The sequence below is a fragment of the Kitasatospora sp. NPDC059577 genome (assembly GCF_042735475.1).
Taxonomy (GTDB): domain Bacteria; phylum Actinomycetota; class Actinomycetes; order Streptomycetales; family Streptomycetaceae; genus Kitasatospora.
Map to the genome: position 1 here is coordinate 1 of NZ_JBHWBZ010000019.1, position 24,598 is coordinate 24,598.

A 24,598-nucleotide genomic window follows, 5' to 3' on the forward strand; every position below is an offset into this window, starting at 1 on the left:
CCCGCCGCGGGCGCACCCTCCGCCGGGGCCGGCACGCCCGGGGCCCCGAGCACGACGGGGGGCGCCTGATGGCGGTGATCGCGGTGGTCGGCGGCCCGGGCGCGCCCGGCGCGACCACGACCGCGCTGGCACTGCTGCTGGCCTGGCCGCTCCAGCCCGGTCGGCGGATCGTCCTGGTCGAGGCCGACCCGGACGGCGGCGCCGTGCTCGCCGGCGCCCTTGAGGGCCGGGTCGAGGCGGTCTACGGGCTGCGCAACCTGGCCGTCGCCGACCGGCGCGGGCTGCTCGCCCAGGCCATCTGGGAACAGCTGATCGACCTCTCACCCGAGGGCGACGCCCGACGCCTGCTGCTGCCCGGACTGACCGACCCCACCCAGGCCCCCGGCCTCGCCTACACCTGGGAGCCGCTCGCCGAACTGCTGCACGGCATCGAGCAGCAGGGCTACGACGTCATCGTGGACCTCGGCCGGTCCGGCGCCACCGGCGCCGGTGCGGTGCTGGCCCGCCGGGCCGACGTGGTGGCGGTGACCGTCCGGACCACGCTGCGCGGACTGAGCTCGGTCCGGCCCCGGCTGGCCGCCCTCACCGAGGACCTGGCCTCCGCCGGCACCGGGCCGGACGCGCTCGGACTGCTGCTGGTCGCCGAGGGGCCGTACGCGCGCGCCGAGGTGACGCGGGAACTCGGGCTGCCGGTGCTCGGCGTCCTGCCGTACGCCACCCGGACGGCGAAGGTGCTCTCCGACGGCGGCGACACCACCGACCGGCGGTTCGTCCGCTCCGAACTGATGCGGACGGCGCGGTCGGCGGCGGACGAGGTGCAGCTGCTGGTCCGCCGCCGGCGGCAGCGGCTCGCGCCGAACGCCGGACCGGAGGCGGTGACGGCGGCGGCGGTGACCGCAGGCGGGCCGGCGGTCGCTCCGACGGTGGGTGCTCCGACGGCCGTCGCTCCGACGGGGGCGGCGCCGAATCCGTTGTCACCCCCCGTGCCGACCCGGCCGACGCCGACGCCGGCACCGACCGCATACGGGCAGGCGCCGTACGCCCAGCCGCCGTACGGCCAGGCCCCGCACGGCCCGGCTCCGTACGGGCAGTCGGCCCACGGTCGGCCCGGGCACGGCCGGACCGCCTACGGCCAGGCGCCCTACGAGGCCGTGGAGGCCGAGCCGCCGTCGTACACCCCGCCGCAGCCGGTCCCGCCGGTGATCGTCACCGGTCCGGTGGCGCCGCTGGCCGGGCTGGCGCCGCAACCGGCCGCGCCGGCGCCGTTCCCGGCGCACGTGCAGTCGCCGCAGCAGGCCGATCAGGACGACCAGTACCCGCTTCAACAGCCGAGCGTGACGGATGGTCAGGTAAAGGTGAACGGGCAGTACCCGCACAACCCCGGGGAGGTGCTCCGTGCGCGGTAGCCCCTTGCACCAGCGTCCCGCCGCCGACCCGGCCGCACTGCCCTGGACCGTGCCGACGGCCGCGCCGGCGCCCGCGACCGGCCCCGTCGTGCCCGGCCCCGTCGCGCCCGGTCCCGTCCCGCCCGGCGCGGCCGCGCCGACCGCCGTCCCCGCCCAGCTGCCCTCGCTGGACCTGCGCGGCGCCGCCACCCGGCCGGCCGTCGACCCGCAGGTCGCCCGCGAGCTCAAGCGCCAGGTCGCAGCCGAACTGCATCAGCAGATCAGCCGGTTGACCGCCACCTCCGGCTCCGAGCCGGACCGTGCCACCCGCCGCCAGCGCGGCCGGGCCCTGATCGAGGAGTCCGTCGCCCGCTGGTCCGACGCCTACGCCCAGACCCACGGCATCCCGCCCACCCGGGAGCAGGACCGCGCCCTCGCCGAGGCCGTCTTCGACCTGCTCTTCCGGGCCGGCCGGCTCCAGCCCTACCTGGACGACCCGGAGATCGAGAACATCCTGATCAACGGCTGCGACGACGTCTGGGTCTCCAAGGTGCACCAGCCCCTGCGCCAGGTCCCGCCGGTGGCCGAGGACGACGCCGAACTCATCGAGCTGCTGCAGGACCTGGCCCGCCAGCACGGCGGCGGCGAGCGCAGCCTGTCCACCGCCAGCCCGACGCTCGCGCTGCGGCTGGAGGGCGGCATGCGCCTGCAGGCGCTCACCGAGGTGACGCCCCGCCCGTACGTGGCGATCCGGCGCCACCGGGTGGCCTCCGCCACGCTCCCCGAGATGGTCGAACTCGGCACCCTGGACGCCACCTTGGCCGCCTTCCTGGCCGCCGCGATCCGGGCCAGGAAGAACGTGATGATCACCGGCACCCAGGGCGTCGGCAAGACCAGCCTGCTGCGCGCGATGGCCGCCGAGATCCCGCCGGACGAGCGGATCGGCACCCTGGAGTCGGAGTTCGAGCTCTGGCTGCACACCCTCGGCCACCTGCGCCAGGTCGTCCCGATGGAGGCCCGGGAGGGCAACGGCGAGCGCGTCGAGGGCCGTCTGGCCGGGGAGTTGTCGATCGGCGACCTCATCCCGGCCGCGCTGCGGATGACCCTCTCGCGCATCATCGTCGGCGAGGTCCGCTCCGGCGAGGTCGTCCCGATGCTGCGGGTGATGACCAACGGCGAGGGCGGCTCGATGTGCACCCTGCACGCCCGCGGCCCGCACATGGTGGTCGACCGCATCGCCGAACTCTGCCTGGAGTACGGCTCGCACATGACCGACTCGCTCGCCTACCGGCTCACCGCCAACGCCCTGGACCTCATCGTGCACGTCACCATGGTCGACGAGACCGCCGTCGGCGGCCGCCGGCACCGCTACGTCTCCCACGTCCTGGAGGTCACCGGCCTCGGCGAGAGCGGCAGGCCCGCGCTGAACACCGTCTTCGGCCCCCGGCCGGACCTCGGTGAGCCGCGGGCCGTCCCGCACACCCCGCCGCAGTGCCTGGACGACCTGCGCCGGGCCGGCTTCGACGCCGGTCTACTCGGCTCCCGGTACGGGAGTTGGGCCACCCCGCTGCAGCTGCGGATCGGCGGTGGCGCGCGGTGATGCTGCTGTTCGCCCTGTGCGGGCTGGCGGTCACGGGCGGCCTGGTCGCCCTGGTGGCCTGGGCCCGCGGCAGCGAGCCCGTCGACGAGGACGCCGCCGGAGCGACCAACCCGCTGGCCGGGCGCGCCCACGTGTTCTGGTACGGCGCCCCCGGGTCGGCCGCGCCCCGGATGGTGCGGCTGCGCCGGGTCCAGCTGCCGATCGCGCTCGTCGGCGCGCCGCTGGCCTGGCTGTTCACCGGCATCCCGCTGACCGCGCTGCTGGTGCCGCTGGCCGTCTTCGGCCTGCCCTGGCTGTTCGACACCACCCGCCCGGACACCCACCGGATCGAGCGGCTCGAAGCGCTGTCCGAGTGGACCCAGCGGATCGCCGACGTGCTGCTGCTCGGCGTCGGCCTCAACCAGGCCATCATCACCAGCCGCCGCACCGCCCCCGCCGCCCTGGAGGACGAGATCGGCGAGCTGGCCGCCCGGCTGCAGGCCCGCTGGCGGCCCGAGGAGGCGCTGCACGCGTTCGCCGACAGCCTCGCCGACGCCACCGCCGACAAGGTCCTCGCCGCACTCGTGCTGCGGGCCGGCGACAGCGGCCCCGGTCTGGCCCGCACGCTGTCCGACATGGCCGACTCGGTGCGCGAGGAGGTCCGCCAGCGCCGTGCCATCGAGGCCGACCGGGCCAAGCACCGGACCACCATCCGCTGGCTGGTCGGCATCATCGTGCTGGTCGTCACGGTCGGTTCCTTCAACACCGAGTACACCCGGCCGTACGGGACCTTCCTCGGCCAGCTGGTCCTCGCCGTGGTCGCCGCGCTGTTCGTCGCGATCATCGCCTGGATGCGCGCGCTGGCCTCCCACCCGCCGGTGCCCCGGCTGCTCACGCCGGACCGGCGCAGCAGGAGCGGGCGGCGGGCGGGCGCCCGGGCACCCGAACCGGTGCCGGCCGAGCAGCTCGGGGAGGTCCGGTGATCTCCCCCTGGTCCGTCCTGGCCGGTGCGGTCGCGGCCGGCGGCCTCGCCCTGCTGGTCGCCGAACTGCGGCCCGCACCCCCGGACCTGCGCCAGGCGCTGGACCGGCTGCACGCCGTCCCCGCCGACCGCGCGCAGGACCCGGACGAGCGGCCGCGCTGGTTCGACCGGATCGGCGAGCGGTCCGTCCACCTGCGCGGCGTCTCCGTGCCGCGCCGCGAACTCTCCCTGATCGGCCGTACCCCGGCCCGGTTCATGGTGCACAAGCTGCTGTTCGCCGCGATCGGCCTGGTGCTGCCCGCCTACCTGGGCGCGATGGCCGTGCTGATGGACATCGGCCTGCCGTTCGCGCTGCCGCTGGTCGCCGGGCCCCTGCTGGCCGGACTGCTGTGGTTCGTCCCGGACGCCATCGTGCGCGGCGAGGCCAAGGAGGCGCGCACCGAGTACCTGCACGGCATCGCCGCGTACCTGGAACTCGTCGCGCTGGAGCGGGCCGCCGACTGCGGCCCCGCCGAGGCGCTGCGCCGGGCCGCCTCGGTCGGGCAGGGCGCGGTGTTCCGGCGGATCCGCGACGCGCTGGAGCGCGCGGCCACCGACCGCCTCCCGCCGTGGGCCGGACTCGACGCGCTGGCCGAGGAGTTGGGGCTCAGCCCGCTGCAGGACGTGGCCGACATCATGCGGCTCTCCGGTACCGACGGCGCCGCCGTGTACGACACCCTGCGGGCCCGTGCCAAGGGTCTGCGCGGCGAGCTGCTCGCCGAGGACCTCGCCCGCGCCAACGCCGACAGCGAGCGGATGGTCGCGCCGGGGGCCGCGCTGACGCTGCTGATGACCGTCCTGATCGTCTTTCCCGCGCTCCACCAGATGCTCAACTGACGCCCCGCCCCCGCCCGATGCCCGACCCGCGGGTGACCCGCGCCCGACCGGATTCCGCTCCAGAGCAGCCGACACCGCACGACCACTCCGCACGACCACACCACACCGCCACATCCCCCGGGAGAACCCGATGACCGTACGACTCGCCCAGCTGGCAGGCCGGGTGCTGCGGCCCGCCCTGCTGCCGGTGCAGTTCGCCCTGCTGTTGTTCACCCTGCGGCTCGGCCGGCTGCGGGCCGCCCGTGCACGCGGCGACCGCGGCGCGATCAGCATCGAACTCGCCCTCGCCATCATCGCGCTGGTGTTCGTCGCGGGAGCCGTCGCGACCGCGCTGTACCTGCTGAAGGACAAGGTCGTCCAGAAGGTGCAGCAGGACCCGAACATGCCGGGCGGCGCGGGCGGCGCCACCAAGTGATGCACCGTCCTCTCCGCCGCGGTGACGACCGGGGGTCGATGAGCGTGAGTCTCGCCATCGTCTTCCCGGTCGTCCTGCTGCTCCTGCTGCTCGTCGTCCAGGCCTCGCTGTGGTGGTACGACCGGCAGGTCGCGCTCAGTGCCGCCCGGGAGGGCGTGGACGCCGGTCGGGTGCAGGGGAACGCGACGGACGAGGTGAAGAACGAGGCGGCGCGGCGCCAGGCCCGGGACTTCCTCGACCGGCAGGGCGCGCACGGCTACACGGTGCGGACCGACGGCAGCACGCCCGGGACCATCCGGGTCACCGTCGAGCTGACCCCGCCGCTCCTGGTACCCGGGCTCTCGGCGCCCACCATCACCCAGTTCGCCGAGGCGCCACGCGAGCGCTTCGTCCCGCCGGTGGTGAAGCCGTGAGACGGGGGCTGCCCGGTGCGCGCCCCTCCGGTCGGCTCCTGCGCCGGTGGCGCCCGCGACGGCGGGACCGCGGCGGGGTCGCGATCGAGGCGGCGATCGTCGTGCCGCCCGTGGTCGGCCTGGTCCTGGTGGCCATCGCCGCCGGACGGGTGCAGACCACGGCGGGCAGCGTCGAGGCCGCCGCCCGCGCGGGGGCCCGGACCGCCTCGCTGCAGCGCAGCGTGGACGGGATGGACCAGCCGGCCAAGGACTCCGCCCTCGCGTCGCTGCGCCAGCAGGGCGTGTCCTGCCGGAACGGCGACGTCCAGGTGGTCAAGGGGGAACTCGGGCTGCCGGGCGGCCCGGTCACGACCGTCAAGGTCAGGGTGGTCTGCGACGTCGAACTGGCCGACCTGCTCGGCGGACCGTCCGGCGTACCCGTGACGAAGCACCTCGTCGGCGAGTTCACCTCGGTGGTGGACCGTTACCGGGGCACCTGAGGGAGCGCGCCCCCACCGCCCGGAGAACGGGGGATTGGAGGCGGCCCGCGCGGGGGAGACGCAAGCGGAGAGCGCTCGGGGGATGACACAACGGTACCGAGCGGCGCCCGGTGGGGGCCGGTGGGGAGAACAGCGTGCGGATTGGGGGGAGGGGATGCCGGTGGTGAGCCGTCTGCTGCGGCGGACGCGGACGCGCCGGTCCGACCGGGGCGCGGTGGCCCTCTTCGTCGCGATCTGCGCGGCCTACGTCGTGCTCGTCATCGCCCTGGTGATCGACGCGGGCGGCCGCCTGCGGGTCGCCGAGCGCACCGACGCCTACGCCCAGGAGGCAGCGCGGGTCGGCGGACAGCAGCTCGACCAGGCCGCCGTGCTCCAGGGGGCGGGCTTCAAGGTCGAGGAGAAGTACGTCCGGGACGCCGCCGACGCCTACCTCGGCCTGTACGGCCTGCGGGCCGGTGACATCGAGTTCTCCGGTGACGGCAAGGTCGTCACCGTCACCGTGCAGGCCGACTACCGGCCGGTCCTGCTGGGCGCCCTCGGGGAGCGGAAGGTAACGGGCAAGGGCAGTGCGACCCTCGTCCACGGAGTCGAGAAAGCGGAGACCGACTGATGGCCGCGCCACGTGCCAAGGACCAGGCCCGACCCGCCCAGGCCCGTACCGGCCGGGCCGGGGCCGCGCATCGAGGCGGCGGGGGCGCACGACGGCCCACCGCCCCCGCACCCCGACCGCCGCGCCGCCGCGGCCGCGGTGGGGCCCTGATCACCGCGCTCGCCGCGCTGGTCACCCTGCTCGTCCTGCTGATCGGCGTCCCCGCGCTGCTGCTGTACGGCACCCACGCGGTCGCCGGCATGGGCGAGGTCGCGCCGGGCGGCGTGGGTGAGGCACTCACCAGTCCGGACGACGGACGGCTGTTCCTGTGGGCGCTCGTGGTGATCGGCTGGCTCGGCTGGGCGTGCTTCGCGCTCTCCGTCCTGCTGGAGATCCCCGCCCAGCTGCGCGGTCGGATCGCCCGCCGAATCCCGGCCTTCGGCTGGAGCCAGCGGCTCGCGGCCGGGCTGGTCGGCTCGGTGCTCGCCCTGCTGCCGGTGGCCGGCTCGGCCTTCGCGGCCGTCCCCGAACCGGCCCACACCCCGGCCGTCCAGGCGCAGTTGACCCCGGGCGTGCAGCGGGCGGCGCTGCCCGCCGCGCAGTCCGCGCCCGCCCTGACGCCCGCCGCGGAGCAGCAGCCCACCTACACCGTGCGGGACAGCCGGCCCGCCGACAGTCTCTGGTCCATCGCCGAACGCCAACTGGGCTCGGGCGAACGGTGGGTGGAGATCGCCAAGCTCAACGACGGCCGGGCGATGGACGATTCGGGTACCCGGTTCGACGCCGACCGGCCGATCCAGCCCGGCTGGGAACTGCTGATGCCGGCCGACGCCAAGCCGGACGGGGCGAAGAGCCCGGCCCCGGCGCCCGCGCCGGCGCCCGCTCCGACGGGCGGGGCCGCACAGGGGACTCCCCAGGACACGACGCCCCAGGCCGGCACCGAACCCGGTACGGGCGCGGCCGGGCAGCGGACCGTCACCGTCCAGGCCGGGGACAGCCTGTCGGCCATCGCCCAGCGGGAGTTGGGGGACGGGGAGGAGTGGCCCAAGCTGTTCGAGGCGAACAAGGGGGTGCAGGCGCCGGACGGGGAGCAGCTGACGAACCCGGACGTGGTGGTGCCGGGGATGGTGCTCACGTTGCCCGGGGCCGCAGCCACGCCTGCTCCTGCTCCTGCTCCTGTTCCGGCTCCGGCGCCTTCGCCGGGGCAGACGCCCGCCCCGGCGACCCCGGCCCCGGCGACCCCGGCTCCCGCACCCTCGCAGGGCGCGCCGCAGTCGGCTCCGGCGCCCACGCACGCGCCCGCCCCCGCCGCGCACGCCGAACCGGCCCCCAGCGACGACTACTCCATCGCCCTCACGGCCTCCACCGTCGGCGTCCTGCTCGCCGCCATCATGGTCGGCACCGTCGCCCACAAGCGCGGCACCCAGCAGCGCACCCGCCGCCCGCGCCACCGCATCGCCATGCCCGACGGCGAGGCCGCCGCGTTCGAGAACGAACTCCTGGCCCGGCAGGACCAGGCCGGACTGGAACTCCTGGACCGCGCGCTGCGCACCCTGGCCCGCAACACCGTGCGCGGCGGCAAGCGCCTGCCCGCCATCGTCGCGGCCCGGATCACCCCCGACCACACCGTCGAGCTGCACCTGTCCGGCCCGGCCACCCCGATCGCGCCGTTCCGCGCCGCGCACGCCGCGAACGTCTGGTGGTGCAGCGCCGACTCCGGCGACCTGCTCAACGGCGCCCAGGCCCGCAGGACCGCCGCGCCGTACCCCGCGCTGGTCACCCTCGGCACCTCGCCCGACGGCTCGGTGGTCCTCGCCGACCTGGAGGCCGTCCGGCTGCTCCACCTCTCCGGCCACCCGGACGACGCCCGCGACGTGCTGCGCACCCTCGCCATCGAGCTCGCGCACAGCCCGCTCGCCGACCGGCTCCACCTGCACCTGGTCGACCTCGCCGAGGAGGTGCCGATCAGCGGCCCGGCCGCCGAACGCGTCCACCGCCACCCCACCCTGGAAGCCGCGCTCGCCGCCCTCGGCCCGCGCACCGCCAAGGCCCGCGCCACCCTGGTCGCCGCCGACGCCGCCAGCCCGCGCGACGCCCGCAGCCGCGGCCAGGCCGACGAATCGTGGACCCCCGAGATCGTCCTCTGCGCCCAGCAGCCCGGCGGCGAGATCCCCGCCGAACTCGGCCGGCTGCTCGACGGCCGCCCGCGCACCTGCGTCGCCGTCATCACCCGCGCCCCCGAACGCGGGACCGGACCGGTCGCCCGGTGGACGCTCCCGACCAGCGGCCAGGCCGCCATCCCGGGCCTGCACCTCACCGTCGAGCTGCAACGGCTCACCGGGCACCAGTACGACCAGGTCGCCGCACTGCTCCGGGTCGCCGACGACACCACCCAGCACCCCGCCCCGGCCTGGACCCTGGACGGGCCCGAGGACACCGACACCACCGAACTGCCCGTCGCCGTCCCGGTGCTGGCCGCCGTCGGGGCCTCGGGGGGTGCGGCGGTGAGCGGTACGGACACCGCCGCCGGTCCGCGGCTGCCGGCCCGGGTCATCGGCACCGGGGCCAGCCCGTTCGCGGGCACGGACCCGGTGACGCCCGCCCCGGCGCCCACCGGTTCGGCCGGTTCGGCCGGTTCGGCCGGTGCGACGGGCCCGGCGGCGGTCCCGCCCGGTCCGGCGCGCTTCGCGGTCAACGGGCAGGGCAGGCAGGCGACAGGCGACGAGGCCACCCGGGACCTGCGGCGCCCGAGCGTGCCGGAGGCGGACGAGACCGCCCCCGGGGCGGGCGACGAAGCCGCCGGTGCGGTGGACACCCCGACGGCCGTGCTCGCCGTGCAGCCGGTCAGGCCGGTCCGCTCGATCGCGCCGGTTCCGGCGGCCCCGGCGGTCGTGCCGGAGTCCGGCGCGTCGGAACCGGCCGCCGAGGAGACGCCGGCCGCCGAAGCCCTTCCCGCGTCCCCCGCCGTCGGGACCGCAACCGGGGCCGCGGCCGCACCCGAGGCCGCACCCGAGCCCGAGGCCGAGGACGATGCCGCCGACACGGCCATGGACGCCGAGGCCGGTGCTGCCGGGCCCGTCCCACAGCCGGTCCCGCAGCCCGGACCGGCAGCCGGACCGGCGGCCGAGCCCGGCCCCGCCGCCGTCGCCCCGGTCAACCGGCCCACCGCCGGGCGCAGCGACAGCGACGACCTCCTGGCCATCCTCCGCTCCCCGGAGGCACACGCCCCGCGCAACGCGCCCCGGATCCGGCTGCTCGGCCCGGTGGACGTCGCGGGCGTCCTCGGCACCGCCGAACCCGGCGCGCTGCCCCGGCTCACCGAGCTCGCCGTCTACCTCGCACTGCGCCCCGGCTCCGACCACCACGCCCTCGACCAGGACCTGCACCCCGGTGCCGCGCACCTCGACCCGCATCCCGCGGTCGACGCCAAGAGCCCGCTGCCGCGCAAACTCGCCGACCTGGCGGCCTGGTTCGGCACCTCGCCCGAGGGCCGCGACTTCCTGCCCACCGACACCACCGACGGCTACTCCTTCACCCCGGCGGTCACCTGCGACTGGGACGAGTTCCGCGGCCTCTACCGGCGCGGCATGCGCAGCACCAGTGCCACCGCCGACGCCGCCCTGGCCCACGCGCTCGCCCTGGTCCGCGGCGCCCCGTTCGCCGAGGCCCCGCCCGCATCGTACGGCTGGGCCGAGGCCGAGCGTCAGGACATGATCGCGGCGATCGTCGACACCGCGCACGAACTGGCCGCCCGCCGCCTGCAGTACGGAGACCACCGCAGCGCCGAGGCAGCCGTCTTCCGCGGCCTCGCCGTCGCCCCGGACGTCGAACTCCTGCACCGGGACCTGTTCTACGCCTACGCCTCGGCCGGCGCCCGGGACCAACTGCTGCGGGCCGTCAACCGCCTGGACGCCCTCAGCCGGCGCACCGGCCGTGACCTCGACGCCGACACCGTGGCGCTGCTGCGGGACCTGCTCGCCGGCTCCTGAGGCCTCCGTCGCGGGTGGGGACCGTCCGCGGCCGCGCGGCATCCGTCGATGCCGCGTGGCCGGGAGACGCCGTGGCCGGGAGACGCCGCGGCCGGGAGACGCCGTGGCCGGGTGGCCGGGCGACGCCGCCGTCGGGCGGGGAACGGGGTGCGCAGCAGGATGAGTGCGGTGCTCGGAAGTCTGATCGCGGTGCTCGGCACGCTGCTCGGGTCCGTCAGTACACACCTGTTCCAGCAACGGGCCACCGAGCGGACCGAGGCGAGGGCGCGCGAGGGACTCCTGCGCCAGGAACGCCTGGCCGCGTACAGCGGGTTCGCCGCGGCCGTGACCGAACTCAAGCGGGCGGTCGTCACCGTCCGCCTGCGCCGGTCGGACCCGGCCGCCCTCGACGCGGCGCTCGCCGAGGCCGACCGGCTGGGCGCCCTGGCCGAGACAGCGCGGTTCCGGCTGCTGCTGGTGTCCGGCCGGCCGGAGCCGCTCGCGGACGCCGCGTTCGCCTGCGTGGGGGCATTGCACGAGGCGGCCGACCGGAGCGATCTGCGGGACCGGGAAGCCGAGTTCGAGACGGCTGTCGCGGCGTTCATCGCGGCCGCGGCGGACCGCCTCGCGGTCGCGCCCCGCTCGGCGCGGTAGGGGGCAGGGCGGTTCGCATCCGGATCGCGCGCTCGGACCGCCGGCCTGGACCGATGTCGCCGGATCCGGCGTTCAGGCGCTGCGCAGCCAGCTCTCCAGGAGGCCGAAGTCCGCTTCGGTGAGGCCGCGTTGGGGGTCCACCCGGTGGAGGAGCGCGGGGACCGGGGAGTGGGCCGCGACCCAGCGGCGGTCCGCCTCCGTGATCTCGTCGTCCACCCAGACGAACGGCCGGCCGGCGGCCCAGGCGACCAGGGTGCGGGTCTTCCAGTGGATGCCGCCCGGCTGGTCCTCCTCCAGGGGCCATTCCACGACGGGCAGTTGCGGCAGGCCCAGCCACGGTGCGAGGCACTCGTTGGCGTCGTCCAGCCAGGTCGTCGCCCACACCGGTTCGCACGGCAGGCCCAGCAGCCGTGGCCCCAGTGCCGGGTCGACGCGTGCCGCCAAGGGGTTCCCGCCCGGCACGGTTCCGGACCCGTACGGGCTGCGGTAGGTGGGGTATCCACCCGGCGGCGGGTCCCCGAAGGGGATCAGTGGTCCGTCCACGTCGAGGAACAGCAGGGGGCGGTCGGTACCGGTCATGACGGCACGATAGCGGGCACCGAGGGTGGCCTGCCGCGCCGATCGGCGACCCGGCCTGGATCGGGTGTGCCGGGATCTCGTAGGGTGGCGCGCACGGGAGTGTGGTGGCAGGCACCGCACAGGCGAGGGCATCAGACGCCGCGGGAGCGGCGGGGCGGGGCGGTGACCAGGAGATGGCGGAGACGACAGCGGTTTCCGGAGGTCCCGACCCGGCAGCTGACTCGGACCCCTGGGACGCGGTACCGCCGGCCCCGCGCCTCCCGGCCGAGGCCCACCCACCGGGGCCTGCCGCGCTCTACGAGCCGCCGCCCACGCCCCCGGCCGCTCCGGCTCCGGTGCCGGCTCCGGCGCCCGCCGCCGCGCCCGCCCCGGTCGCGCAGACGGCCGCGCCGTTGCCCGCGCCGCCCACCGGATGGACCCTCACCGGCCTGCCCGCCGCGGGCCCGGCGTCCCCGGCCACACCGCCGCCCTTCCCCGCCCCGGGCGGGATGCCGGGTGGTGTACCGGGCGCGGCCGCTCCCGGCGGGCTCGGTGCGGCGCCGCGCGGACGGATCCTGGTCATCGAGGGCGGGTACGGCAACTCCGGCCGCCGCACCTGGGGCCGGGGCGGTCCGGCCCAGGCTCCGGTGCTCTCGGCGATGCTCGCCGCCGTCTCGCCGCAGGTGCTGCTCGCCGCCGACGCGGTGGACGCCGTCCACCTCCCCGGCGCCAGCGACCCGCACACCGTCCTCGCCCACCTGCGCGCCGCCTCCCGGCACCCCGGACCGCTGCTGGTCCACGTGGGCGGCCACGTGGTCGCCGACAAGCGGGGCGGCCAGCTCCAGCTGACCCTGCGCGACGCCAAGCAGGACGGCCTGTCCTGGCAGGCCGTCGCCGCCGAGCTGAGCCACCGTCCGGCCGAGTGGCAGACCCTCGTCATCGCCGACCTGAGCGCCGACCAGAACGCCTGGCCGTACCTGCAGGGCACCGTCTCGCCGCTCAGCGAGGGCATCCCGCTCTGGGCTGTCGTCAGCCCGGACCCGGAGCAGATCGGCACCTTCACCCGCGCCCTGATCGAGGCGCTGCACGGCGGCCGGCCCGGCGCGGGCGAGGTGCTCGCGCCCGAGCAGCTGCGCCAGCAGGTGTACTCGGTGCTGCGGCCGGACGTGGTCATCCTGGCCACGCACGCCCCCGACCGTCCGGTCTTCCGGAACACCGCCCGGCGCGGCGACGGCCCGGTGGCCGACCTGTCGCCGGTGGCGGACACGGCGCCGGTCGCCGACGTGGTGCCCGCGGAGTTCCCGCCGCCGCAGGCCCCGCTGGTGCCGCGTCCGGCGCGGCCGCAGGACGACGTCGCCGCCTGGCCGGTGCCGGTCGCTCCCACGACTCCGGTGACCGCGGGCGGCCGGGTGAGCCTGGTCAAGCCCGGCGTGCCGCCGACCCCGCCCCGACCGGCCCGCCCGGTCAGCCTGCTGAAGGCGGGGGAGTCCGTCGAGCTCCCCGCCGAGGCCGCTGCGGCGCCGGGGGTGACCCTGCGCAAGCCCGCCCCGGCCGACGCCGTGCCCGAGGACGCCGTGCCCGAGGACGCCGCGTCCTCGATGGGCGTGACACTCCTCAAGGGACGGTCGGAGGACGGGGACGCGGCTGCCCTCGCCGGGACCGAACTCCCGCAGGCGGAGGACACGGTGACGGCGGAGGAGACGGAGGCGGCCGTCGGGCCCGCCGAGGCCGTCGACCCCGCTGAGCCCGCCGAGGCCGTCGACCCCGCTGAGCCCGCTGAGCCCGTCGACCCCGCTGAGCCCGCTGAGCCCGTCGACCCCGCTGAGCCCGCTGAGCCCGTCGACCCTGCTGAGTCTGTTGACCCCGTTGAGCCCGCTGAGAGCGTGGATGTAGCCGACGTCGCAGAGGAGCCCCGGGCCACCGCACCGGCCGCCGAGGAGGCGCCCGCCGGTGAGGTCCCCGGCGACGCAGCCGACGAGGCACCCGTCGACGCCGTGCCTGCCGACGCCGTGCCTGCCGACGCGGTGCCCGTCGACGCCGTGCCTGCCGACGCCGCGCCGCAGGACGCGGTGCCGACCGGCGATGCGCCCGCTGAAGCCCCCGCCGAGGATCACACCGAAACTCCGGTGGACGCCCGGCCGCGTGCGGACTACCGCGAGGTCATCGGACGGATCGTCCGCAGCGCCGATGCCGGGGACCACGCCGCCGCGACCGACCTGGCCTTCGCGCTCGAACTGGAGGCGATCGCCGAGCACGGGGCCGTCTCCGAGCCGGTGCTCCAGGTGCGCCAGGTGCGGGCGCACGTGTGCCGGCTCGCGGGCCGCCCGGCGGAGGCCGCGGACATCTACCGCGAGGTGGCGCTGACGCTGCTCCGCTCGCAGGGCCCGGACCACCCGGAGACCCAGCAGGCGGCCACCAACGCCGAGGCCTGCTGGCGTTCGATCACCGACCGGGCGGAGGCGATCCGCATCGCCCCGGAGATCATCGAGCTGCGCGCCTACCTTCCGGGCCCGGAGGGCCGCAAGCTGCGTGCCGCCGAGCGCTACCTCGCCCAGCTGGCCGCCACCGCCTGACCGGTCGGCAGGAGACGGGAACGGGCCGCAGCAAGCAAGCAAGCAAGTGAGCAAGCTGCGGCTCGTGGCCCGCAGTCCGCATCGCACCGCGGACGGCGAACAGCGGACGGCGAACAGCAAACAGCGGGCGGATGACAGATTCCGAAATCTGTCATCCGCCCGCTGTCGTTCGTCAGCGGTCAGCCGCGATCAGGGTCGGCCGGACCGCCGAGTGGTCACCGACCGGCGATCGCGTGGACGAACTTGGCGGCGTCGACGGTGCCGAGGCCGCTGGCGAGGTCGTAGCCCGGGGCGGCGTTGTAGCCGGTGACGCCGTTCCAGCCGTTGTCGCCCTGCTTGACGTCCTTGATGCCGCTCCACTCGCTCGGGAGCAGGCTGAGGCCGTAGAGGCGCCAGTTGATCTGGCCGAGGCGGTAGCCGGCGAGCTGGTCGGCGAGCGCGACGACACCCGAGAAGATCGGGGTGGCCTCGCTGGTGCCGCCGGTGAGGTGCCAGCCGACCGCGGTCGGGTCGTAGGACTCGTAGGTCCAGGCCCCGCCGTCGACGGCCGCGCTCATGCTGATGTCGGGCGTGCCGCGGTGGTTGCCGGTGACGTTGGCGACGCCGGCCTGGTACCACGGGCGCTCGAAGACGCCGGAGACGCCACCGCCGCCGGCGCCGGACTGGTCGTGCCACACCTTGTCGTCCGCGGTGCGCTTGCCGGAGTCGTCCAGGGTGAGCTGGGTGCCGCCGATGGAGGTGACCAGCGGGTCCGAGGACGGCCAGGAGTTGACCTTGTACGGGTACAGGTCGGTGCCGTTCTCCTTGGCGTCGGTCGCGCCGTTGTCGCCGGAGGCGGCGAGCACGGTGACGTTGCGGTCGGCGGCGGCCTGGAAGGCGTAGCGCAGGTCCTTGATCGACTTGAAGTCGCCCTTGTCGAAGCCCGGGAAGGTGTTCTCGGTGGCGCCGAAGCTCTGGGAGATGACGTCGCCGCGGCCCTGCTTGATGAGGCTCTTCTCGGCGTCCATCATCTCGGGCAGGCCGGTGGTGCCCTCGGTCTCGGCGACACCGGTCTCGACCAGGATGATGTGCGCGTCGGGGGCGACCGCGTGGGCGTACTCGACGTCCAGGGTGGTCTCGCCGGCCCAGCCGGTGTGGTCGGGGTTCTTCGGGTCGAAGACGGGGACGTTGCCCCACTTGACCACCTCGACGTTGGTGTCCGGGATGCCCCACTGCTTGTCGAAGACCTCCAGGTCGTGCTGGATGGTCGGCGAGCCGAAGGAGTCGACGATGACGATCGTGCGGCCCTTGCCGGTGACGCCCTGGTCGTACAGCGGCTTGAGGTTGTAGGCCTCGCGGTACTGGAGCGGCGAGTAGCAGTGGATGCCGATCTGGCTGACGCACTGGGTGGTGGTCAGCGGGGCCGGGCGGGCCTGGACGTTGTGGTGCCCGAAGGAGGCGGGGCGGACGTGGACGCCCGCGAGGTCGTGCGAGGGGGCGGCGATCGCCGTGCCGGCGGCCGGTACGGCGACGGTGCCGGCCGTGAGGGCGGTGGCCCCGACGGCGAGCAGGGCCAGGGCGCGGCGGAGGGAAGCGGGGCTGCCCATGGATCTCCTTGGGACGCAGGGCCCGACCGGGTCCGGTCAGGTCGATTGGGCCATCCCATCGAGCGCCGCATGATCATGCCATAGTCATTTGGTGGGGTCATATGATCACCGCCATGGTCATGCTCGGCCACGAGAAAAGGTAAAGGCCATCCCAGGTGAAGGTAACCGTGCACCTGGGACGGCCATGTGAGGGCGCGTCAGCCATATTCAATGAATATCAAGCGTATCTGCTGCTCATCGCCCTGTTCAACCGGGACCGCCGTGTTCGGCCGACCGGGCGACCACGCGCCGCCGACCTGTCGACCGAACCCCGCCTGCCGGCCTGCCGACCTGCCGACCGAACCCCGCCGGCCGACCTACCGGGCGCCGCCGTTGACGTACAGCGTCTGCCCGCTGACGTACGAGGCGTCCTCGCTCGCCAGGAAGGCGACCACCGACGCGATCTCCTCCGGCTGCCCGACCCGGCGCAGCGGCGTCCGGGCGGCGACCTCGGTCTGCTGGTCCTCGGCGGAGCTGCCGATCCGCTCGGCGGTGGCCGCGGTCATCGCGGTGGCGATGTAGCCCGGGGCGACGGCGTTGACGTTGATGTTGAACGGCCCGAGCTCGATCGCCAGGGTCGCGGTGAGGCCCTGGATGCCGGCCTTGGCGGCCGCGTAGTTGGCCTGGCCTCGGTTGCCGAGCGCGGAGCGCGAGCTGAGCGAGACGATCTTCCCGTACTTCTGCGCCACCATGTACTTCTGCGCGACGTGGCTGCAGTTGTACGCGCTGGTCAGGTTGACCGTCAGCACCGCGTCCCAGTCCGCCTTGGGCATCTTGAAGAACAGGTTGTCCCGGGTGATCCCGGCGTTGTTGACCAGGACGTGCACCCCGCCGAGGTCGGCCGCGATCTGCGCGAACACCGCCTCGACGGCGTCGTAGTCGGCCACGTCGCACCCGTACGCCCGGGCGGTGCCGCCCTTGGCGGTGATCTCGGCGACCGTCCCGGCCGCCCGCTCGGCGCTGAGGTCGACCACGGCGACCGCCGCGCCCTCCTCCGCCAGCAGGCGGGCGGTGGCCGCTCCGATGCCCTGTGCCGCGCCGGTCACCACGGCGACCTTCCCCGCGAACCGCGTCATGTGAACTCCTTGGAGGTGTGGAAGTGGTGTGTGTCCGCTGTCAGACGTTCTCGACCAGCACGGCCGTACCCTGCCCCACGCCCACGCACATGGTGGCGAGGCCGCGCCGGGCGCCGGTGCGGCGCATCCGGTGCAGCAGGGTGGTGAGGATGCGGGCGCCGGAGCCGCCGAGCGGGTGGCCGAGGGCGATCGCCCCGCCGCTGGGGTTGACCAGTTCGTCGGCCTGCTCCGGGTCGAACCCGATGCCGTCGGCCGAGGCCAGCGCCTGGGCGGCGAAGGCCTCGTTCAGCTCGGCGGTCTCCAGGTCGGCGAGCGACCAGCCGGCCCGCCCGAGCGCCTTCGCCGTGGCCGGCACGGGGCCGATGCCCATGACGTCGGGGTGCACCCCGGCCGAGGCGCCGGCCACGTAGCGGCCCAGCGGCTGCAGTCCGAGGTCGTGCAGCGCCTCCTCGCCGACCAGGAGCAGCCCGGCGGCGCCGTCGTTCATCGGCGAGGCGTTCCCGGCGGTGACGGTGCCCCCGGGGCGGAAGACCGGCTTGAGCCCGGCGAGCTTGGCGGGGCTGGTGTCCTCGCGGATGCTCTCGTCCCGGCTCACCGTCACCCCGTCCGGCCGTGCGACCGGGACGAGTTCGGCGTCGAAGTGCCCGTCCTTGCGGGCGGCGGCGGCCCGCTGGTGGCTGCGCAGCGCGAACGCGTCCTGGCGCTCCCGGGTGATGCCGTACCGGGTGGCGACCTCCTCGGCGGTCTCGCCCATGCTGAGCACGCCGTGCAGTTCGGCCATCCGGGGGTTGGTGAGCCGCCAGCCGAGCCGGGTGTCGAAGGTCTCCATCCGGTGCGGCAGCGCCTCGTCGGGGCGGGGCAGGACGAAGGGGGCGCGGGTCATCGACTCGCAGCCGCCGGCCAGCACCACGTCGGCCTCGCCGGAGCCGATGGCCCGGGCGGCGAGGGTGACGGCCTCCAGGCCGGAGGCGCAGAGCCGGTTGACGGTGGCTCCGGGGACGGTCTCCGGCAGGCCGGCCAGCAGGACGGCCATCCGGGCGGCGTTGCGGTTGTCCTCGCCGGCCTGGTTGGCGGCGCCCCAGTAGACGTCGTCGATCCGGGCGGGGTCGAGGGCGGGTACGTCGGCGAGCAGGGCGCGCAGCACGGTGGCCGAGAGGTCGTCGGGGCGGACCGTGGCGAGCGCTCCGCGCAGCCGGCCGATGGGTGTGCGGCGGGCTGCGGCGAAGTAGACGGGACGCACGTCGTCGGGCTCCTTGTCGGAAGGGGTGGGTCAGAACGCGTTGACGCCGGTGAGGGCGCGTCCGATGAGCAGGTGGTGGATCTGGCTGGTGCCCTCGTAGAGGGTCATGACCCGCGCGTCGCGCAGGTACTTGCCGACGGGGTACTCGTCGATGAACCCGTACCCGCCGAAGACCTGGAGCGCGTTGTTGGCGGACCGGACGGCGGCCTCGCTCGCGTAGAGCTTGGCGACGGAGGACTCGGTGGCGAAGGGCAGGCCGCGCTCGATGTGGTCGGCGACCTTCCAGGTGAGCAGCCGGGCGGCCTCGACGTCCACGGCGATGCCGGACAGCAGTTCCTGGACGAGCTGGTGCGAGGCGATCGGCCGGCCGAACTGCTCGCGCTCGCCGGCGTAGCGGACGGCGGCCTCCAGGCAGGCGCGGGCGATGCCGACGCAGCCGGCCGCGACCGACATCCGGCCCTTGGCCAGGGCGGCCATCGCGACCGTGAAGCCCTTGCCGAGTTCGCCGAGCCGGGCGCCGTCCGGCACCCGTACGTCGTCGAAGGAGAGTTCGGCGGTGGCCTGGCCGCGCAGGCCGAGCTTGCCGTGGATCTCGGTGCGGGTGAAGCCGGGCAGGTCGGTGGGGACGAGGAAGGCGGTGATGCCGCGGTGGCCGCGCTGCTCCGGGTCGTCGCCGCCGGTGCGGGCGAAGACCAGGGCGACGTCGGCCCAGGTGCCGTTGGTGATGAAGGTCTTGGCGCCGCTGATCAGCCAGTCCGAGCCGTCCCGGACGGCGCGGGTGGTGAGGTTGGCGGCGTCCGAGCCGGTGCCGGGCTCGGTGAGCGCGAAGCAGGCGAGCGCGTCGCCCGAGGTGAGCCGGGGCAGCCAGTGCCGCTTCTGTTCCTCGGTGCCGAAGCCGTTGATCGACTTGCCGACCAGGCCGAGCGAGACCGAGACGATCCCGCGCACGGCCGAGTCGCCGCGCCCGAGCTCCTCCAGGACCAGGCAGTACGCGAGGTGGTCGCCGCCGCTGCCGCCGTACTCCTCGGGGATGGTCAGGCCGAGGAAGCCGACCTGCGCCAGCTTGCCGACGATTGCGCGGTCGACGGATTCGGCGCGGTCCCAGGCGGTGGCGTACGGGACGATCTCGCGGTCGGTGAAGGCGGCGGCGAGGTCCCGGACGGCGCTCTGCTCCTCGGACAACTCCAGGTTCACGGCGGCTCCCGAATCCGGTGTCCAGGGCCCGGGCGGGGTCCGGACCGATTAAACTAGCGCTGCAAGTTTTATGGGGGGACTGTAGCCCCGCCCGGCCCGTGCTGGGAAGGGGCACCTGTCAGAATCGGTCCCCACCGCACCCGGCCGGGGGAACCCGGCCGGAGGAACCGGAGGAAGCCGCCGAGATGGCCCGCCCACGCACCCCGCTGCTCAGCCGCGAGCGCATCGTCGCCGCGGCGCTGCGGCTGATCGACGACGAGGGGCTGGACGCCCTCTCCACCCGCCGCCTCGCCACCGAGCTCTCGGTCAGCGGACCCTCGCTCTACAACCACTTCGCCACCAAGGACGAACTGCTGGACGCGGTGGTGGACAGCGTCATCGGCGAAGTCGACCTGTCGATGTTCGGGGGCACCGGGGCGCCGGCGGCCGACGGGACCCCCTGGGCGCAGGCGCTGCGCGACTGGGCCCGTTCCTACCGCGCCGCGCTGGCCGCCCACCCCAACATCGTCCCCGTCCTGGCCCAGGGGCCGGGGCGGCGGCCCAACGCGCTGCGCCTGGCCGACGCCGTCTTCGGGCACCTGGTCGAGGCCGGGTGGCCGCGCGGCCAGGCGACCCGGATCGGCGCGCTGATGCGCTACTTCGTCACCGGCTCCGCGCTGGCCTCCTTCGCGGCCGGCTTCCCGGCGGACGCCCAGGTCTACGACGCGGCCGACTACCCGCACCTGGGCGAGGCGCACCGCCTGGCCGGACACCGCGGGACGGTCGACGAGGGTGCCTTCGAGACCGGCCTGGAGGCACTGCTCGACGGGCTCGCCCTGCGCTACTCCCGTCTGCCCGAACGCTGCTGACGGACCGTCGGCCGCCGTGCGGGTGCCCGCCCCGGTGCCGGTGCCGGTGCGGGGGCCGCAGGCACGGACACCGGTGTCCGTACCGGGGGCGCCCGGAGCGGACCCGTCACCAGGCCTCGCGCGGGACGAAGGCCGGCCGCAGCGCCGGGTCGACCGGGTCGTAGTACCGGTGGTAGACCGGCGTCAGGCCGCCCGAGACCGGCGGCACGATCCAGCTCCAGTCCGCCGGGGTCGGCCGTCCGAGCCGCGCCTCCTGGGCGACGTGCTTGAGGAAGCGCTCCGACTCGGTGTGGTGGTCGGCGATCGTCACCCCCGCCTCCTGGAAGGAGTGCAGCACGGCGACGTTGAGCTCGATCAGCGCGCGGTCGCGCCAGAGCGTGCGGTCGCTGGAGGTGTCCAGTCCCAGCCGCTCGGCGACCGTGCCGAGCATGTCGTAGCGGTCGGCGTCGGCGAGGTTGCGGGCGCCGATCTCGGTGCCCATGTACCAGCCGTTGAACGGAGCGGTCGGGTAGCGGACGCCGCCGATCTCCAGGGTCATGTCGCTGATCGCGGGCACCGCGTACCAGCGCAGTCCGAGGTCGGCGAACCACGCGTGGTCGGGGTGGAGGAGCGGCACCTCCAGGGTGGTGTCGTCCGGGTGTTCGTACCGGACGGGTCGTTCGCCGGGCCGCTGCTGGATCAGCAGCGGCAGCACCTCGAAGCGGTCCTCGGCGCACTTCCAGCCCAGCTCGCGGGCCCGGGCGGTGAGCGCGGCGCCGGCCGGGTCGCCGACGAGGTCCTCGCCGACGACGTCCTCGCCGTCGACGTCCCCGCCGACCCGGTGGCCGGCGTAGCGGACCAGCTGCTGGTTGAGGATGCGGGCGGCCGGGCGGTCCGGGCGGTCGGGGGCGAACACCGAGACCACCGGGCGGATCCGTCCGCCGTTGCCCGCCAGCCGCAGGTGCTCGAAGCACTCGGCGGCGATGTCGTCGGGCTCGGTGAGGTGGCGCAGGTCGCGGACCACCAGGCTGCGCCAGTAGAGCCGGCCGATGCAGCGGGCGGCGTTGCGCCAGGCGAGCTTGGCGCCGTAGGTGAGTTCGGCGGGGGTGTGCCGGTAGCTGCCGGTGCGGTCGATCTCGTCGAGGACGGCGCGCAGTCGCGGCCCGGGGCCGCCGGCGGCGGGCCGCTCGTGATGGAACTGCCGGATGAAGTCGGTGGCCTGGTCCGGGTCGGTGAACGGCGGCGGCGGGGGCGGCAGTTGTGGGCCGTCCTGGGCGCGGGGGCCGCCCGGCTCCGGGTGCGCCGGTCGTTCCTGGGGTGACGGGTGCGCGTGGGTGTGGGCGTACGGGCAGCCGCCGGTCGTGGCGGCGGCCGGGGTTCTGCGGGGGCGAAGCCGGTTGAAGATCAAGGACACATCCCTCCTGCCGCACAGGAGTACCGGAGGTGCCCGGCCCACCGCAGAGAGTGAACGATTCGGCCCCCGCTCCCGCGCCGGGGCGCTAGGGTGCGGGGGCCGAAGGTCCGATCGTCGGATCAGCCGATGTGCGGCTGTCAGCCCATGTCCTCCAGGCGGACGCCCTTGGTCTCCTTCAGGTACTTCGCCACGAAGGGGATGGACAGCGCCGCGAAGGCGGCGTAGATCAGGTAGGTCACCGACAGGTTCCACCGCGCCATGGAGGGGAACGAGACGGTGATCACCCAGTTGGCGATCCACTGGGCCGAGGCGGCGACGGAGAGCGCGGCGGCGCGGATCCGGTTCGGGAACATCTCGCCCAGCATCACCCAGACGACCACGCCCCAGGACAGCGCGAAGAACAGCACGAAGGCGTTGGCGGCGATCAGGGCGACGGTGCCCTGGAGGTCGGGCAGGGTGAGGTTGTCGCCGCTGCCGGTGGCCGAGGAGAACGCCCAGCCGGCCGTGCCGAGCGCGACCGCCATGCCGACCGAGCCGATCAGGGCGAGCGGCTTGCGGCCGATCCGGTCGACCAGCACGATCGCGATCACGGTGCCGAGGATGTTGATGACCGAGCCGATGAAGCTGATCATCAGCGAGTTGCTCTGGTCGATGCCGACCGACTGCCACAGGATCGACGAGTAGTAGAAGATCACGTTGATGCCGACCAGCTGCTGGAAGACCGACAGGCCGATGCCGACCCAGACGATCGGCAGCAGGCCGGAGCGGCCGCCGAGCAGGTCGCGGAAGCGCGGGCGGTGGTCGGAGGCGATCAGTGCCCGGACCTCGGCGATCCGGGCGTCGGTGTCCACGCCCTCGCCCTCGACCTCGGCGAGCACCTTGCGGGCGTCCGCCAGGCGGTCGGCCTGGATCAGGTAGCGCGGGGACTCGGGGATGACCGAGGCGAGCACGAAGTAGACCGCGGCCGGGACGACGCAGATGCCGAGCATCCACTGCCAGGCCTCCAGGCCGAGCAGCTGCCCGCGGGTGTCGCCGCCGGCGGCCTGCGCCAGCATCCAGTTCACCAGCTGGGAGATCGCGATGCCCAGCACGATCGCGGCCTGCTGGAAGGAGGCCAGCCGGCCCCGGTACTTGGTCGGCGCGACCTCGGCGATGTAGGTCGGGGCGATCACCGAGGCGATGCCGATGGCGGCGCCGCCGAGGACGCGCCACAGGGCGAGGTCCCAGGCGGAGAACGGCAGCATCGAGCCGACCGCGCTGACCGCGAACAGCAGCGCGCCCGCCTTCATGACCTTGATGCGGCCGTACCGGTCGGCGAACCGGCCGGCCACTGCCGCGCCGACCGCCGAGCCCAGCAGGGCCGAGGAGACGATCAGGCCGGTCACGCCGTCACCGACGCCGAACTTCTCCTGGATGCCGGAGACGGCGCCGTTGATCACGGAGCTGTCGTAGCCGAACAGGAACCCACCGAGGGCCGCGGCAGCGGTGATGAAGACGACGAAACCGAGGCGGCCGGGCGCGGGGGCCTCGACTGCCCCGGAGGGCTTCTGGGTGACGCTCACGATCTGACTCCTGGTACTCAACTCTGAGCTCGGTAGCCGCGATCGTAACCCGTGTTCGTTTAACTCTTGTACACGGGGAGGGTCGATCCGTGCTCAGAGAATTCGTAAGGTGAACAAGCAAATTGGGCCGCCCGAGCGTTTCCGGGCAGCCGGCCGCCCGGTGCGTGACCGGGCGGCCGACCGGCGGCCCGCTCAGGCCGGGGCGGCGAGCGAGAGCCCGAACCGGCCCTCCGGGTCCGTCCACCAGTGGCTCAGCCGCAGCCCGGCGGCCGCCAGCTCCGCGGCCACCCGCTCGCGGCGGAACTTCGCCGACACCTCGGTGCGCAGCTCCTCGCCGCGGGAGAAGTGCACCGGCAGGTCCAGGGCCGGGATCTTCACGGTCTGCGAGCGCAGCGAGCGCAGCCGCATCTCGATCCACTCCCGGTCGGCGTCCCAGAGCGCGACGTGCTCGAAGGCGTCCGGGTCGAAGTCGGCGCCCAGCTCGCGGTTGAGCACGTTGAGCACGTTCCGGTTGAACTCGGCGGTCACCCCGGCGGAGTCGTCGTAGGCGGCGACCAGCACCGCCGGGTCCTTGACCAGGTCGGTGCCGAGCAGCAGGAAGTCGCCCGGGTCGAGGGCGGCCCGCAGGCCGCGCAGGAAGGCCGCGCGCTCCTCGGGCAGCAGATTGCCGAGGGTGCCGCCGAGGAAGGCGACCAGGCGGGGGCCGCCGTCCGGGGGCAGGCCGAGCCGGGCCGTGAAGTCGGCCAGCACACCGTGCACGGCCAGCCCGGGGTACTCGGCGGCGAGCGCGCCGCCGGCCGAGGTCAGCGCGCTCTCGCTGACGTCCACCGGGACGTAGGTCTCCAGGGTGTCGAGCGCGCGCAGGGCGTCCAGCAGCAGCCGGGTCTTCTCGGAGGAGCCGGAGCCCAGCTCGACCAGGGTCCGGGCCCGGGTGGCCGCGGCGATCTCGCCCGCTCGGGCGGTCAGGATGGCCCGCTCGGCGCGGGTCGGGTAGTACTCGGGCAGCCGGGTGATCTCCTCGAACAGCTCGCTGCCGCGCGCGTCGTAGAACCACTTCGGCGGCAGCCGCTTGGGGTCGGCGGTGAGTCCGTGCTGCACGTCGTGGCGCAGGGCGGTGCTGAAGTGGTCGCCGGGCAGCAGTCGGGTGAGATCAAAGGTGTCCATGACAGGGTGGTTCCTCTGTTCAGAA

The 24,598-nt window shown here is 74.9% G+C and carries 20 protein-coding genes; 12 read left to right on the forward strand and 8 right to left on the reverse strand.

All coding sequences use genetic code 11. The features are described from left to right. The 10 genes from ACFV0O_RS17290 to ACFV0O_RS17335 all read left to right on the forward strand — a co-directional run. A partial coding sequence (locus ACFV0O_RS17290) for a hypothetical protein (RefSeq protein WP_380342181.1) occupies positions 1 to 1,406 on the forward strand: 1,406 nt, incomplete at its 5' end. Beyond that, positions 1,396 to 2,985, forward strand: coding sequence for a CpaF family protein (locus ACFV0O_RS17295; protein ID WP_380342184.1), 1,590 nt, complete (start codon positions 1,396 to 1,398; stop codon positions 2,983 to 2,985). The genes ACFV0O_RS17290 and ACFV0O_RS17295, both read left to right, overlap by 11 nt. Beyond that, positions 2,985 to 3,947 carry a type II secretion system F family protein gene (locus tag ACFV0O_RS17300; RefSeq protein WP_360250080.1) on the forward strand — a complete coding sequence of 321 codons (963 nt, stop codon included), beginning with the start codon at positions 2,985 to 2,987 and terminating at the stop codon, positions 3,945 to 3,947. The genes ACFV0O_RS17295 and ACFV0O_RS17300 overlap by 1 nt, the downstream gene beginning before the upstream one ends. Continuing rightward, entirely contained in the window at positions 3,944 to 4,822 is an 879-nt protein-coding gene (locus ACFV0O_RS17305; protein ID WP_380342187.1) for a hypothetical protein, read from the forward strand. The genes ACFV0O_RS17300 and ACFV0O_RS17305 overlap by 4 nt, the downstream gene beginning before the upstream one ends. A 130-nt stretch (positions 4,823 to 4,952) precedes the next feature. Next, positions 4,953 to 5,237, forward strand: a complete 285-nt coding sequence (locus tag ACFV0O_RS17310; protein WP_380342190.1) for a hypothetical protein — start codon at positions 4,953 to 4,955, stop codon at positions 5,235 to 5,237. Positions 5,238 to 5,275: 38 nt separating this feature from the next. Continuing rightward, a complete protein-coding gene (locus tag ACFV0O_RS17315) occupies positions 5,276 to 5,650 on the forward strand; it encodes a TadE/TadG family type IV pilus assembly protein (protein WP_360250072.1) in 375 nt (124 codons plus the stop codon). After that, positions 5,647 to 6,129: a TadE/TadG family type IV pilus assembly protein gene (locus tag ACFV0O_RS17320; RefSeq protein WP_360250069.1), complete on the forward strand. Its 483-nt coding sequence runs from the start codon at positions 5,647 to 5,649 to the stop codon at positions 6,127 to 6,129. The genes ACFV0O_RS17315 and ACFV0O_RS17320 overlap by 4 nt, the downstream gene beginning before the upstream one ends. A gap of 163 nt (positions 6,130 to 6,292) precedes the next feature. After that, on the forward strand, positions 6,293 to 6,739 hold the full coding sequence (locus tag ACFV0O_RS17325) for a hypothetical protein (RefSeq protein WP_380342193.1): 447 nt from the start codon (positions 6,293 to 6,295) through the stop codon (positions 6,737 to 6,739). Next, a complete protein-coding gene (locus ACFV0O_RS17330; protein ID WP_380342196.1) occupies positions 6,739 to 10,707 on the forward strand; it encodes a LysM peptidoglycan-binding domain-containing protein in 3,969 nt (1,322 codons plus the stop codon). The genes ACFV0O_RS17325 and ACFV0O_RS17330 overlap by 1 nt, the downstream gene beginning before the upstream one ends. A gap of 168 nt (positions 10,708 to 10,875) precedes the next feature. Beyond that, complete coding sequence (locus ACFV0O_RS17335; protein WP_380342199.1) at positions 10,876 to 11,340, forward strand: hypothetical protein; 465 nt, start codon at positions 10,876 to 10,878, stop codon at positions 11,338 to 11,340. A gap of 72 nt (positions 11,341 to 11,412) precedes the next feature. On the opposite strand, the gene ACFV0O_RS17340 is transcribed toward ACFV0O_RS17335, so the two are convergent. Next, on the reverse strand, positions 11,413 to 11,919 hold the full coding sequence (locus ACFV0O_RS17340; protein ID WP_380342202.1) for a hypothetical protein: 507 nt from the start codon (positions 11,917 to 11,919) through the stop codon (positions 11,413 to 11,415). 392 nt (positions 11,920 to 12,311) lie between these two features. On the opposite strand from ACFV0O_RS17340, the gene ACFV0O_RS17345 reads away from it, so the two are divergent. Beyond that, entirely contained in the window at positions 12,312 to 14,471 is a 2,160-nt protein-coding gene (locus tag ACFV0O_RS17345) for a hypothetical protein (protein WP_380342205.1), read from the forward strand. A gap of 215 nt (positions 14,472 to 14,686) precedes the next feature. On the opposite strand, the gene ACFV0O_RS17350 is transcribed toward ACFV0O_RS17345, so the two are convergent. The 4 genes from ACFV0O_RS17350 to ACFV0O_RS17365 form a co-directional block, all read right to left on the reverse strand. Next, positions 14,687 to 16,057 (reverse strand): S53 family peptidase, encoded by a 1,371-nt coding sequence (locus ACFV0O_RS17350; protein ID WP_360250054.1) that lies wholly within the window; start codon positions 16,055 to 16,057, stop codon positions 14,687 to 14,689. Between the two features lie 356 nt (positions 16,058 to 16,413). After that, positions 16,414 to 17,172 (reverse strand): 3-oxoacyl-ACP reductase FabG, encoded by a 759-nt coding sequence (fabG, locus tag ACFV0O_RS17355; RefSeq protein WP_360250051.1) that lies wholly within the window; start codon positions 17,170 to 17,172, stop codon positions 16,414 to 16,416. Positions 17,173 to 17,212: 40 nt separating this feature from the next. Continuing rightward, a complete protein-coding gene (locus ACFV0O_RS17360; protein WP_380342209.1) occupies positions 17,213 to 18,412 on the reverse strand; it encodes a thiolase family protein in 1,200 nt (399 codons plus the stop codon). Between the two features lie 30 nt (positions 18,413 to 18,442). Then, complete coding sequence (locus ACFV0O_RS17365; protein ID WP_380342211.1) at positions 18,443 to 19,606, reverse strand: acyl-CoA dehydrogenase family protein; 1,164 nt, start codon at positions 19,604 to 19,606, stop codon at positions 18,443 to 18,445. Positions 19,607 to 19,791: 185 nt separating this feature from the next. Here ACFV0O_RS17365 and ACFV0O_RS17370 point away from each other — a divergent pair, with 185 nt between their 5' ends. After that, on the forward strand, positions 19,792 to 20,454 hold the full coding sequence (locus ACFV0O_RS17370) for a TetR/AcrR family transcriptional regulator (protein ID WP_380342214.1): 663 nt from the start codon (positions 19,792 to 19,794) through the stop codon (positions 20,452 to 20,454). Positions 20,455 to 20,560: 106 nt separating this feature from the next. Here the strand turns inward: ACFV0O_RS17370 and ACFV0O_RS17375 are convergent, their stop codons facing one another. The 3 genes from ACFV0O_RS17375 to egtD all read right to left on the reverse strand — a co-directional run bounded on the left by ACFV0O_RS17375 (position 20,561) and on the right by egtD (position 24,573). Beyond that, positions 20,561 to 21,691, reverse strand: a complete 1,131-nt coding sequence (locus ACFV0O_RS17375; protein ID WP_380342401.1) for a nitric oxide synthase oxygenase — start codon at positions 21,689 to 21,691, stop codon at positions 20,561 to 20,563. A 293-nt stretch (positions 21,692 to 21,984) separates the two neighbouring features. After that, positions 21,985 to 23,412: a sugar porter family MFS transporter gene (locus ACFV0O_RS17380; RefSeq protein WP_380342404.1), complete on the reverse strand. Its 1,428-nt coding sequence runs from the start codon at positions 23,410 to 23,412 to the stop codon at positions 21,985 to 21,987. 189 nt (positions 23,413 to 23,601) lie between these two features. Then, the gene (gene egtD, locus ACFV0O_RS17385) at positions 23,602 to 24,573 is read right to left on the reverse strand and encodes an L-histidine N(alpha)-methyltransferase (protein WP_380342217.1); all 972 of its coding nucleotides are present in this window, start codon (positions 24,571 to 24,573) and stop codon (positions 23,602 to 23,604) included. Positions 24,574 to 24,598: the final 25 nt, after the last annotated feature.

What these genes read in the sequence shown, in the direction of transcription:
- egtD (WP_380342217.1), bottom strand. Translation starts at nt 24,573, where the DNA reads ATGGACACCTTTGATCTCACCCGACTGCTGCCCGGCGACCACTTCAGC.
- ACFV0O_RS17340 (WP_380342202.1), bottom strand. Translation starts at nt 11,919, where the DNA reads ATGACCGGTACCGACCGCCCCCTGCTGTTCCTCGACGTGGACGGACCA.
- ACFV0O_RS17370 (WP_380342214.1), top strand. Translation starts at nt 19,792, where the DNA reads ATGGCCCGCCCACGCACCCCGCTGCTCAGCCGCGAGCGCATCGTCGCC.
- ACFV0O_RS17315 (WP_360250072.1), top strand. Translation starts at nt 5,276, where the DNA reads ATGAGCGTGAGTCTCGCCATCGTCTTCCCGGTCGTCCTGCTGCTCCTG.
- fabG (WP_360250051.1), bottom strand. Translation starts at nt 17,172, where the DNA reads ATGACGCGGTTCGCGGGGAAGGTCGCCGTGGTGACCGGCGCGGCACAG.
- ACFV0O_RS17300 (WP_360250080.1), top strand. Translation starts at nt 2,985, where the DNA reads ATGCTGCTGTTCGCCCTGTGCGGGCTGGCGGTCACGGGCGGCCTGGTC.
- ACFV0O_RS17350 (WP_360250054.1), bottom strand. Translation starts at nt 16,057, where the DNA reads ATGGGCAGCCCCGCTTCCCTCCGCCGCGCCCTGGCCCTGCTCGCCGTC.
- ACFV0O_RS17330 (WP_380342196.1), top strand. Translation starts at nt 6,739, where the DNA reads ATGGCCGCGCCACGTGCCAAGGACCAGGCCCGACCCGCCCAGGCCCGT.
- ACFV0O_RS17310 (WP_380342190.1), top strand. Translation starts at nt 4,953, where the DNA reads ATGACCGTACGACTCGCCCAGCTGGCAGGCCGGGTGCTGCGGCCCGCC.